At 40.9% G+C, this 11,719-nt stretch carries 10 protein-coding genes; 8 read left to right on the top strand and 2 right to left on the bottom strand.

The annotated features are described in order from the left end of the window. Positions 1 to 61: 61 nt before the first annotated feature. Positions 62 to 1,411: an aminodeoxychorismate synthase component I gene (pabB, locus tag ACSC9N_RS13835; RefSeq protein WP_029574949.1), complete on the bottom strand. Its 1,350-nt coding sequence runs from the start codon at positions 1,409 to 1,411 to the stop codon at positions 62 to 64. Positions 1,412 to 1,664: 253 nt separating this feature from the next. Here pabB and filA point away from each other — a divergent pair, with 253 nt between their 5' ends. From filA to filF, 6 genes are all read left to right on the top strand, one after another. Then, positions 1,665 to 2,633, top strand: coding sequence for a putative pilus system protein FilA (filA, locus tag ACSC9N_RS13830; RefSeq protein WP_010325970.1), 969 nt, complete (start codon positions 1,665 to 1,667; stop codon positions 2,631 to 2,633). 187 nt (positions 2,634 to 2,820) lie between these two features. Next, the gene (gene filB / locus ACSC9N_RS13825) at positions 2,821 to 3,654 is read left to right on the top strand and encodes a putative pilus system C39 family peptidase FilB (protein ID WP_004695004.1); all 834 of its coding nucleotides are present in this window, start codon (positions 2,821 to 2,823) and stop codon (positions 3,652 to 3,654) included. A gap of 60 nt (positions 3,655 to 3,714) precedes the next feature. After that, complete coding sequence (gene filC, locus ACSC9N_RS13820) at positions 3,715 to 4,848, top strand: putative pilus system protein FilC (protein WP_010325971.1); 1,134 nt, start codon at positions 3,715 to 3,717, stop codon at positions 4,846 to 4,848. Positions 4,849 to 4,861: 13 nt separating this feature from the next. After that, complete coding sequence (gene filD, locus ACSC9N_RS13815; protein WP_004984191.1) at positions 4,862 to 6,526, top strand: putative pilus system OmpP1/FadL family transporter FilD; 1,665 nt, start codon at positions 4,862 to 4,864, stop codon at positions 6,524 to 6,526. Positions 6,527 to 6,555: 29 nt separating this feature from the next. Beyond that, on the top strand, positions 6,556 to 7,773 hold the full coding sequence (gene filE, locus ACSC9N_RS13810; RefSeq protein WP_058952302.1) for a putative pilus assembly protein FilE: 1,218 nt from the start codon (positions 6,556 to 6,558) through the stop codon (positions 7,771 to 7,773). 19 nt (positions 7,774 to 7,792) lie between these two features. Then, positions 7,793 to 9,712 (top strand): putative pilus system protein FilF, encoded by a 1,920-nt coding sequence (gene filF / locus ACSC9N_RS13805; protein ID WP_010325973.1) that lies wholly within the window; start codon positions 7,793 to 7,795, stop codon positions 9,710 to 9,712. A gap of 59 nt (positions 9,713 to 9,771) precedes the next feature. On the opposite strand, the gene ACSC9N_RS13800 is transcribed toward filF, so the two are convergent. Beyond that, positions 9,772 to 10,320, bottom strand: a complete 549-nt coding sequence (locus ACSC9N_RS13800; RefSeq protein WP_010325974.1) for an NUDIX hydrolase — start codon at positions 10,318 to 10,320, stop codon at positions 9,772 to 9,774. A 123-nt stretch (positions 10,321 to 10,443) separates the two neighbouring features. Between ACSC9N_RS13800 and ACSC9N_RS13795 the strand changes: the two genes are divergently transcribed. Both ACSC9N_RS13795 and ACSC9N_RS13790 read left to right on the top strand, forming a co-directional pair. Further along, positions 10,444 to 11,046: an NUDIX hydrolase gene (locus ACSC9N_RS13795; protein WP_010325975.1), complete on the top strand. Its 603-nt coding sequence runs from the start codon at positions 10,444 to 10,446 to the stop codon at positions 11,044 to 11,046. Between the two features lie 23 nt (positions 11,047 to 11,069). Next, a complete protein-coding gene (locus tag ACSC9N_RS13790; protein ID WP_130235033.1) occupies positions 11,070 to 11,600 on the top strand; it encodes a gamma carbonic anhydrase family protein in 531 nt (176 codons plus the stop codon). Positions 11,601 to 11,719: the final 119 nt, after the last annotated feature.

Here is an 11,719-nt window from a genome sequence, read left to right as displayed (position 1 = left end):
GTTGTGATCTTTGAAAAGTGAACCTTCACTGATGTGAAGGTTCACTTTTTTATTTTGGTGGTTATTCAGCGTCCGTTTGCACAAAAGTATTGAGTAAATTAAGCAGTGCTGAGACCTTGTCAAAGCATTCTTGGTATTCAGCTTCACACTCTGATGCAATGGTAATTCCACCGCCAGCCCAAAGTGAAACCTCATCTTGGAATTTTTGAATGGAACGAATCAGAATGTTCCAAGAACCAGTACCATCGAAATTAAAATAACCCATTGAGCCACAGTACGCTCCACGTGGTGCACCTTCGAGTTCTTCAATAATCTGCATTGCTCGAATTTTAGGTGCACCTGTAATAGACCCGCCAGGTAGCGCAGAGAGCAGCACATGAAAGGGATGAACTTCTGCTTTAAGTGTTGCTTCGACTTCGCTGACCATATGATGGACTTGATTAAAGCTTTCAATATTAAACAGTTTAGGTGTTTTGACTGAGCCCGTTTCTGCATAAACACTCAAGTCATTACGCAGTAGATCGACAATCATCACATTTTCAGCTTGGTCTTTTTCTGAAGCCATCAAACGTTGTTTCGATTGTTCATCTAAGACGGGATCTGCATAGCGCGGCATGGTGCCTTTAATTGGTTTTGTGACAATTTTCCGCTGTTCTTTAAAGTCGATAAACAGTTCAGGGGAGCAGCTTAGAAGTTCAAAATCATCAAGGCGTAAGTATCCTGAATAGGGTGCATCCGTGAGTTTCCAAAAATGTTCAACGGCACTGAGTAACTGACCCTCTGCGTTAGCCGTGAACTCTTGTGTGAGATTGATTTGATAACAATCCCCAGCTTTGATGTACTCCTGTACTTGCTGAAAAGCTTGTTTGTATTCGGTTTCAGTCCAGCGTGCTTGGCAGATCGACTCAAGTTTGAGTGGATGGGTTAAGGCCGATGGCTGTAATAAATACGATTCAATTTTGCGATAAATGCGTTCTGCTTGTGAATCACTACTACAAAATAGCCAGCCTGCATCAGTCCATTGTAGATAACTGCTGTATAAACCCAAAAATAGGCTTGGCTGTGACTTAATTTGAACCGGAACGTGTTGCTGGGCGGCATAATCATAACTGACGAATCCAATGAGTCCGCCACTAAAAGATGCTTCTTTTTGTTCTGAGCTTGGCTGAATATTACTGGAAATGTCTATTTCTTCATCATCACGGATATAACAAAAATCCCGTGTGCGTTGAAAGAAAAAGTGCTGGTTTTTTTGAAAAACTTGATAACGCTCGGGTAAAAAAGCAATGACAGGTGCATCGACATTTTGTAAATAGACTAACTGTGTGAGCTCATTCAATGCCTGTAGTATATGAGATACAGAGAGGCTTGAATCACAAATTATCTTTTTAAATGATTGGCTTAGAGTCATGCTAACGCAAATAGGATTAAAAAATTCAGGCTATTTTACCTCATTGTAGGTGTACGCATAGAGGAAATACCGTTTATCGGTAAGCTATGGATTGCGACCAACAGTAGTTGATCAAAAAATCACTCGCATATAACTTAGTTCAGGCAATAAAGTCACTCAAGGATAGGTGTTAATACTGCGACAAAATAAAAAAACAGTAACTAACACCGAGTGATCGATATCACAAAAATAAAGCTCTTAGGAGAGGAACGCGATGAAAATTATTACTAAACTTGCTTTAGTTTCTTCAATGGCAATCAGTGCAAATGCAATGGCAATGCAAGCAATGGATGACGCTTCGCTTAGTGCCGCTACAGGTCAAGATGGCATTAGTATTGGGATTGGTATTTCTAAGGTCGAAATCGGTAAAGTCTTTATTCACGATAATGATGGTTTAGCTACTGCAAATGGTGGTACTGCTAAGGCTGGTGCTATTGTGATTCAAGGTAATGGGAAAGATAATGCTGATGGTACAGCGCATGTAAATAAAGTTAACGGTATTGTCATTGGTGCAAACTATGATAAAGCTGGGGCATATTTACTTCCTTCTCGTAACTTAGCTGACTTGCAAATTGACACAGATGCAAACAGTGGTAATGCATTTATTAATGTTGCAGCTCAAGTTTCAGGCCTAGATATTAATATTGGTCAAATTGGTGTCGTGGCTTCAGCTGATATGCCTGCAACTGGTGCAACTTCTATCCGTCGTGGTGGTACAGGTACGGTGAATCCGATTCTAAGTGGTTTATCACTGAAAACAGGTCCAATGTCTGCAAACATCCAACTAGGTGCTGCACCGCAAGGCGCAATGATCCAATTAAGTGCGACTATGGTTGGTGGTTTAGAAATTAAAGATCTCGGTATCTTAGATAACTCAACTAAAACAGGAACGCGTGCTGCAGGCGAAATCTTTGTGGAAAGCATTAAAGTTGCAGATGCAAATTCTCTAGATTTAACACTGAATCAAAAAATTAGTGTGATTGGTGAAGAGGGTGCGAATAAGGGCTATATTCGTATGATTAGCACAAGTGGCGCGCACGACACTTATGTTAAAGGTGTACATTTGGGTAGCCGTAATGCTGCATCTATTGGTGATGTCGAAGTTCAAGGTATGCAAACTTACTTTAGCCCAGCTGCTGGTGTATACATGCCAGGTGCTGTGATTACCATTTCGGGGCACTAAAATTAGACTTCAAGAAAGCGCGTGAATTCACGCGCTTTTTTTCTAAAATTTATTCATAAAAAATGCAAAAAAAGACTATTTTTTTTAGATAAAACGCAGTATCTTCTTGAATGTATGGATATAGAGTATTAACTCTAAAAACAAAAAATGGGCGGGATGCCTATATTATTAAAAAAAGTAAAAAGCTATGTTAGAGATCGCATTGGGCTCAGCAATGATGTATTACTTTGCCACCGAAGCCTTTGATATTAAGAAAAAACCAGCGGAAGCGGTTTACTATACTGAAGTTTTAGACTCTCGAAATGCATCTTTTACCAGAATGCATCATGAACCTGTCCTAATTAACCCTGCTGTAGAAGACCAATTTCGAGGCATTGTCCGTCAAGCTTATGACTATAGTTGTGGTTCAGCAGCACTGACCACCTTAATCAATGGCTATGTCGGTGCTCAACTTACAGAACAACAAACCATGGATGGCTTGCTTCGCTATGGCGAATATGAGCGAATTATTGAGCGTCGTAGTTTTTCTTTATTGGACATGAAACGCTTTGTGACTGCACTTGGCTTAGAAAGTGGAGGCTACAAGGGGGAATTTGAAGATTTGGTCAAGCAAGGTCAACCTGCCATTGTTCCAATTTCTTATGCTGGTTTTAAACATTTTGTGGTGTATAAGGGCTATAAAGATGGACGGGTCTATGTTGCCGATCCTGCCTTAGGAAATATTAGTTTTGATGAACAACGTTTCAAGGATGTTTGGGAAAATAACACGTTGTTTTTAATTAATGTTCCGACTGAAATGCGTAAAAATATGTTGGCTTTACAGGAAGCCGATCTGCGACATGTAGATGATGCTACGGTCAATCGCTATGCACTCGTCGATATTCAATATCCGCAACACTATATGGAAAAAATAGCCGATCGTGCATCTACAATTCGCCTAGAGCGTAATAAAAATAAAGAGTCGGAATACTATGGACAGCCGACGTACAATTTTCTCAGGCTTTATTATAAAAACAAATAAAGTGTGAAAAAAATAAAACAAGAACAAAGGTGTAGCTAAGGGACAATGATGAAGACATGGATGAATAAAACACTGCTCGCAGTGAGTGTGCAGATGATTCTTGGGGTGGCCTATGCTGCGGAAGAACCGAGCTTAGGAGGATATGAAACCGTTGAGGTAGAACAAACTACTGAGCAAGCACAAGATCAAGTTGGGTCGGATCAAACCACTGCGCCCGCACAACCAGAAAAGCCAGCATCTGTAAACACTGGAAGTGTTGAGCAAGCAGCGTCGTCTGCATTGCAACAGCAAGAGGGTGATGCAACTAAAGAGACCAACTTAGAAGAAGTTTTTACCTCAAATGAACGTCAGTATTCATTAATTAAACAAGGTGAGATTTCATCTTATTACGACATCGATTATACCTATTACCGAGATACTCAACTGGATTTAGAGATGGCACAAGGTCAGCTCTATCAACTGCGGGTACAAGAAAATGCAACACACAGTCTAACCAATACCTTTACGGCACAATATGGTTTAAGAGATAACTTAACCTTAACAGCATCATTGCCTTTGGTTGCCAAAACTGACTTATTAAAAGACACCTCTACAGCGGGTCTTGGGGACATTTCCTTTGGTGCACGTTGGGAACCGTTTCCACTCAAAGCTGGCCGTTTGCCTTTAATTTTATTTGGTAACGTATCTACTAAAACTGGGGATAGTCCTTATGAAATTAATGCTACTTCAGACTTAGCAACAGGCAAGGGGTATTATTCAGCAGGTGTTGGAGCAAGTACGCGTAAATATATTGATCCCGTGGTGCTGTTTGCATCGGTCTCTGCAAACTATGGTTTCAAAGAATCGGGCTTAGATCAGCGCCGCGGTAGCCGTGTGATTGAAGCGTTTGAACCTGGGATTAGTGGTGGTTTTGCCTTCGGTTTTGCCTATTCCTTTAACTATGATGTCTCAATGACGATGTCATACCAACAAAGTTTCAATACTGGGGCTGAATTTACCTATAGCTCGGGGGAAAGTTACTCTCCAGCAGATCAAACCAGTTCAACTTTTGCGATTTCCTTAGGTGTACGCGTTTCACCTGAAACAATTGTGAATGGGACGGTTGGCCTTGGTTTAACAGAAGATGCGCCTGATGTTTCATTAGGGTTGTCTTTCCCGTTAGATATTCTTGGTTTTGGAAAAAAGCTTAAATAATAGGGGGAGTCGTATGAAAAATATCCGACTTAGCCCTTTGGTGTCTGCCATATTATTAACGGGCTATTCTAGTGTTACCTTTGCTGCTTTAGGACAAAACTTATCAGTTGATATTCGCTCTTTGGCAATGGGAAATGCGGTCACTGCTGATCCACCTGGGATTAGTGCTATTCACTTTAACCCAGCAGCACTAACCAAAATTGAAGGTTTGCAAACGGATGTGCAAGGTATTCTCGCTGATTTTAATATCGAGCGTGAGTTCTCTGTTCCCGCAGGTTATAACGTGTTTGGCTATTCAGATGACCCAATTGTTTGTAATGATGGGCCTGAAGTTGATGCCGATATCTGTACCGACTTTAAAGGGCCCGTCCGCGGTGATGTTGAATACCCGAGCTTATATGTCCCTGGTTTAAAGAAAATGGTGGACTTGGGTAAAGGTATGCCTGTGGCTGCCCCGACTGCGGGTATAGCATATAATCCGCCTGGCTCTAAAATGACGTTTGCAACAGCTATGTATGCGCCATTAATTGCAGGATTCGGTGCGGAAGATGGCAATCCTGGCAATTTTATGGGTCAACAAGTTGCGCTAGAACGGATCACCTATTTATCACCGTCTATGGCCTACCAAATCAATGATCAACTTTCCATTGGTGGTTCAATTGGGATGTCTTATCAAGCTTTGGCATTAAAAAATGATCTACGTTTTCCCAATGAGTTGATTGGGATGCTGCGTATGATTGATGATGTCGTTTGTACCCCGTTCAAAGAAAACTCTGATGTGATTACCGACATTCTCTTGCTGGGCATGTGTAATGCTGAAGAGGGAATGAATCCTTTTGGGCGCTTTGGTCAACTTGAACTTTCAGCAGAACAATCTCTGAGTCCAAGCTATAACTTAGGTGTACTGTGGGAGCCGACAGAAGATTTTAGTTTTGGTGTGGTCTACCAAAGTGCCGCAAAAATGCGGATGAAAGGTAAATATCACATAGACAATGCTAAAGCACCACAAGAACTCATTAAGGGATTGATGTCCTCCCCAACAGGGCAGATTCTGGCTGCAGTTTTAGGTTTTCCAAGTTCAGTACCAGCCAGTGAGTCGGGTCTGGTATCAATGGATTTAGAATATCCAGCACATTTCCAAGCGGGTATTAAATATAAACTTTTACCCGATTTACAAGTCAATGTCGATGTAGGTTGGACCGACTATAAAGCATGGGACAAATTTAAATTTGAATTTGACCGTCAAGTTTCGGCGCTCAAAATTGCAAAATTGCTTTCAGCCAATATTTCAGATAGTAGTTTGGCTTTGCCTTTGGCATTTGAGTCACCATGGAACTACGGTATTGGGATTGAATATTCAGCAACAGATCGTTTAAAACTCCGTGCAGGCTATGAGCCACGGACCAGTGCGATACCTGATGATAAACGGAATACGATGGTGCCGATTAACAATGCACGCTTGTTTGGTTTGGGTGTTGGTTATCGTTTTGATGCAGATACTGATTTAGATCTATCGATTGGTTTTTTGCAAAGCCGAGATAAAATTCCTGCAAATTCTAGTAGCTTAGCGAACCAAACTGGGGTAAATAATATTTTATTAAACCCGTATGCCGGTTTAAATGTAAAAACAGATACAACCATTACGATTTTAGGGTTGAACTATAGAACACGGTGGTAAGCACATTGAATACAATAAAAAGGATTTTATTGCCCTCATCACTATGCTTATTGGGTTGGATTTCGAGTGCAAGTTTTGCGGGAGAGTTTTTTACGATTATTGGTCCAGATGGTAGACCGATGGTGGTACAAGGCAAAGCCAGTGAGTCCCCAGATAAGCAAGTGAAACAGGGTCGTAAGCAGGAAGAAAAGGAAACGCGTGAAGTCTCTGAGGTCAGAGTACCAGTACTAATGCCCGCTCAGGAATTTGCACCACAGCCGATACAGCCAATAACCGAAATGAAGGCTCATTTACCAGATACAAAGCCTGCGCCAAAAAAGAAACTTTCTGCTGAGAAGCAAGTCACTTCTTCTACAGTGATTCAGGCTGAGCGTCCATTAAGCAAAACTGAAACCAAGGTGCTGGTTCAACAAAAAGTGATTGAAACCACTCAGCAGATCCCGCAAGCCCCAGTGAGTAGTACTCAAACCATTAAGCCTGCATCAACGCCTCAAAGCATAACTCATACGGATTCGGTAAGTGCAGAGAAATCAATAGCATCCTCAAGCATGTTTAATCAAATGGATGGAACTGATTACGTTCGCAATGAATATTTAGAAGACCGTGAATTTAACTTAGAAGGCAAACGTCGTTTTTATACCATGCCTGAAGGGGTGATTGATCATAAAACTGGAGCGACTCGTTTTCAGGTCATTGAGCGAGAAAAAGGAGTGAGTAAATCTGTCCTTAACACTATGTTTAAACCAAAGCAAAAAGAAAACTTAGCACCGATTGCCTTAGCATCGACCTATTACCGAATGTCACAACAAGACACGATCGCTAGCTTAGGACAAACTTGTTTTAAGGATAAAAAGCTGAGAAAAGCAAAAAGCTTACAAGCCAATCACGATATTAATGTTTGGCCGAAAAAGCCGATCAAAGAAAATTTTGAATTTGAAATCATCAAAGTGGACAGCAATATTCAAAATATTCAATTAAATTCGTATGCATCTACACAAAATGATCCCACATTTTATTGGCCTTTTGCTGTGTTCTTAGACCAAAATGCCTGTGTGCTTGAAGGGGCAGGAGGGTTTAAAAATGATGAAAACTCACCCTCTATGCTATCGCATGAAATGATCGCAGGTATTTTACATGTACCTGAACAAAGTCATTATTTATTGTTGACACCACTCTCTTCTGCTGTAGATGTCGAACATAAAGTTCTAACCAATCACGGTCAGTTAAAATTAATCGCAATTCGCTAAAAATAAATAGAGTATGAAAATGCAAAAACAAATTTTATGGCCATTTACCTTGTCGACATTGGTTGTTGCCTTAGCTGGTTGTGGTGGAGAAAGTGCCAATGTGAATCCAGAGCCGAATCAAGTGAATTCTATCAACGGAAGCTGTTTGCTGAAAGATAAAAACTGTGTTGAGTTTGCCTTGGATTATCCAGTTGATGGGATTAACTTTGTCTGTAGTAGCGACCCCGATAATACGTATATGACTTTGATGGAGCCGAAAACCAATGCGGCAACAGGTCGGTGCTCTGAAGGGGACAAAATTCACTTCTTGTTGACTGGAAGTTCGGATAAACAAGTCGAACTCGGTACAGTTCCTTTGTCTGAAATTGGCAATGTGAGTACGGTTTCAGCTTCACTGCCACGCCTCAGTATTTTAGATATGGCAAAAGGGTTAAATGGTGGAACGGCTGCAACCAGTTTGAGTCCAAACGATAAGACCGTAAAAATTGCGATGGCTTTGGCGAAAATTTTTCAAGCTTTAGGTCTAGAGCGTGGTGCTGGGGTGGTTGGGGATGTACAACCCTTTGGTATTTTAGCCTCTAAAAAAGCTGACTTATCACTCCTCTTGACATCGATTAGTGCTGAAGATTATGCATCAGGAGCATACGTAGATAAAATCCGACCATGGATTGATGTCAGTCAAGTCAGCAATGAGGATGCTTTTAAAGTGGTCCAAACATTGGTGCTCATGAATAACTCTGCCACCTATCAAGCGGACTTCCCGATTTTTGCAAATGCCCTATCGGACAAGACAGGGATTGGTTTACCGCAAGGCTTATATGGTTGTAATGCTACAGACTGCAAGACTAGTCCTGCTAATCTTCGCCATTTAATTGGAAGTTTTATTATTTTAACGGATCGACAAGGTTATACCTTTGGTTCAGGTGTACAGTGGCGTGGACCATTAAAAGAACAATTAGGCAGTGATTTGGCAACCAGTGTGACGGTCGATTTACTGAAAAATATTGAACCTGCCAAAATGAATGCTTTAGCGCAAACGTCTTGGATTAACCCCTTAACTAAAAGTATTCAGCAACCGTTTAAGTTTAACCTGACAGATCCAAATTCGGATGATTTCACCATTACCCAAGGCAAGTTGTTTAATGACTATCTAATTGCAGGGACGGAAAAATTTTATAAACAATTAACCAAGGATCCGAATGCTAGCCCATCATCCTATGGTTTATGGCAGCAAAACTATGGCACAGATACCTTCAAAGGTTCATTTGATGCCTTTAAAATTTTTCCAATTGGCTATTTAGATAATGATGTATTTAAGTCGAAGAGCAATGTAGCGGCTGGGCAGAAGTATATTTTTCCACTGTATGCCAACTTAATTTTTAAGGCAAAAAACTCTAGTGATAGCGTAGCCTTAGGTATTGCAATTGATGAGTCGGGAGATATTCGTACTGATATGCAGTCCGCTAGTAATAAAACGACGGCGTGTACACCGCTACTAACAACGGGTGCAACCTTAACGACAGATAACAATCAAATACAGTACCGAATTGGGACATTGGGTGCGACAGATACTTCAAATAAAGCGGTAACCTTCCGTATCCTCTTGGCAAATCCTATCTTTGATAAAATTGATGGTGCAGTTATTGGTGCAAATACCAATATTGTAAGTGATGTGAATAGTGAAGGAAAACAGACCTCTACAGTGATTGGTGGAGCACGTGTTAATCTCGGTAATTTATTGTCTGCCAATGTTAATGAAAGTGCTTATATTTCCCTCAGTGATTTTTCTGGTGCAGGGGTAAAGTGGACCAATATCTATAAGGCGTATTTGAGTAATTATTATGAAAAAAATAGCATTGCCAATCAAGCAGCCGCAGACTTTCGTGAGGGTGAGGTTTCAATTGACATTGCTGATTGCTATAAGGTCTTAGCCAAATAATATCGTTGTAAATACAAAAAAGCCCATCATCGATGGGCTTTTTTTGATATTAGGCAACATTAACCTGTATGGTCTAAGCGTGTACCTAGGGTTTCGAGATGAAGATTAAATTGATTACTTTTACGGTCGGCAAAATAGTGACGTAAGGTATGTTCGACACTTGGGAAAGCCAGTTCTGACCACGGAATTTCATCTTCTTCAAATAAACGACATTCAATGCTTTCTTCGCCAGCACCGAATTTTCCATCCACTAAGTTCGCTTTAAAGAGCACATAAATTTGACCAATACGCGGAATATTGTACATGCAATATAGCTGTTCAATTTCAACTTCCGCTTCAGCTTCTTCACGAGTTTCTCGTGCAGCACCTTGTTCCATGGTTTCAAACAATTCCATGTAACCTGCTGGTAATGTCCATAGCCCATAACGCGGTTCAATAGCGCGGCGGCATAACAATACTTTATTTTCCCAAAGTGCGAGTGCGCCACAAATCACTTTAGGGTTCACATAATGAATAGAACTACAAGAGGTGCAAACACGACGCAATTGATGGTCGCCAAGAGGGATTTGTTCTGTTGTTTTTTGTCCGCAATTGCTGCAAAAGTCCATATTCATCATCAATGATAAAGTTCAGACTCAGCATAACTTAAAAATTAAATTTTGGCATCATTTCTCTTTTTTCAGTATCAAATTCAGCTATGATGAAAAAAAGAATGATGGGGACGACGTTCAATGGATGAACATTCATTAACACGCATACTGCAGCAACAGTTACGGTTTTCAAACAAAATTAAATCGGCAGATGCAGCTGTGTTAATCGCGATCACCAATGAAGACAATCCCAAAGTTTTACTGACCCGCCGCTCTGTTTACCTATCTAATCATGCTGGTGAAGTGTCTTTTCCTGGCGGAAAAAGAGATCCGCAAGATACCAGTAATATCGTGGTTGCCTTGCGTGAAGCTTATGAAGAGACCGCATTGAATCCTTTTGATGTACAGCTGCTCGGTGATTTGCCGATGCAAAAGGCCCGTAATGGCATGCTAGTCAAACCTGTGGTCGGGCTGATTCCGCCTGAAGTCGAATTGGTTGCCCAGCCGACAGAAATTGATCGTATTTTCTTTGCATCACTTAAACAGCTGATGGAAGGGCCTGCTGTGCCTTATGAAGTTCGTTTTGCCCATCAATCTCTCTATTTTCCCAGTATGCGGGTGGAAAATGAAATTGTTTGGGGGCTGACAGCACGGATGCTTGTTACATTATTTCAATATGGTTTGGGTTACCATAAAGAGTGGCCATTTTTAGTCAATTCACCGACATTTCGGTTGTCCAAGTAAGTTTAATATTTTAAGGAAGAGATATGCTGTACAAATTTAAAGGTCATGCCCCACAAGCGATGCATCAACCATGGAATGGCTGGGTTGCGGAAAATGCCACAGTTATCGGTCAAGTCGAATTGGGGCAGCAAGTCAGTATTTGGTTTGGAGCAGTCGTACGTGCAGACAATTGCAAAATTCGTTTAGGTGACTTTACCAATATTCAGGAAAATGCGGTTTTACATACCGATGCTGGGATTGAAATGAATATTGGCAATTATGTCACGATTGGGCATCAAGCTATGTTGCATGGTTGCACCGTGGGGGATAACAGTCTGATTGGGATTAATGCCGTAGTTTTAAACAATGCCATGATTGGTAAAAATTGTATTATTGGCGCAAATGCACTGATTCCGGAAGGTAAAGTCATTCCAGATAATTCTCTGGTTATGGGCTCACCGGGTAAAGTCGTCAAAACTTTGGATGAAACGGCTGAAGCTCGTTTGAAAATGAGTGCACTGCATTATGCAAAACACTTTAAACAATTTATCGATTTAGAGCCGGCACAGTTATAAGCTTACTTTTTCCCATTCAGCCTAGATTTTTCTAGGCTTTTTTAGCTCTATTCCGAGAACATCTCGCCTAGTGCTTTTGAGTGGAGTATCATAGCCACGTTTTTATAGATTAAATCATT

Source organism: Acinetobacter sp. PC34 (assembly GCF_051789135.1).
Taxonomy (GTDB): Bacteria; Pseudomonadota; Gammaproteobacteria; order Pseudomonadales; family Moraxellaceae; genus Acinetobacter; species Acinetobacter johnsonii.
The sequence above is the reverse complement of the archived record's forward strand: the minus strand, read 5'-3'. Positions and strand labels throughout refer to the sequence as shown.

Excerpts from the sequence above, each read along its gene's own strand:
- pabB (WP_029574949.1), bottom strand. The coding sequence starts at position 1,411 with ATGACTCTAAGCCAATCATTTAAAAAGATAATTTGTGATTCAAGCCTC.
- filA (WP_010325970.1), top strand. The coding sequence starts at position 1,665 with ATGAAAATTATTACTAAACTTGCTTTAGTTTCTTCAATGGCAATCAGT.
- filB (WP_004695004.1), top strand. The coding sequence starts at position 2,821 with ATGTTAGAGATCGCATTGGGCTCAGCAATGATGTATTACTTTGCCACC.
- filC (WP_010325971.1), top strand. The coding sequence starts at position 3,715 with ATGAATAAAACACTGCTCGCAGTGAGTGTGCAGATGATTCTTGGGGTG.
- filD (WP_004984191.1), top strand. The coding sequence starts at position 4,862 with ATGAAAAATATCCGACTTAGCCCTTTGGTGTCTGCCATATTATTAACG.
- filF (WP_010325973.1), top strand. The coding sequence starts at position 7,793 with ATGCAAAAACAAATTTTATGGCCATTTACCTTGTCGACATTGGTTGTT.
- ACSC9N_RS13800 (WP_010325974.1), bottom strand. The coding sequence starts at position 10,320 with ATGGACTTTTGCAGCAATTGCGGACAAAAAACAACAGAACAAATCCCT.
- ACSC9N_RS13795 (WP_010325975.1), top strand. The coding sequence starts at position 10,444 with ATGGATGAACATTCATTAACACGCATACTGCAGCAACAGTTACGGTTT.
- ACSC9N_RS13790 (WP_130235033.1), top strand. The coding sequence starts at position 11,070 with ATGCTGTACAAATTTAAAGGTCATGCCCCACAAGCGATGCATCAACCA.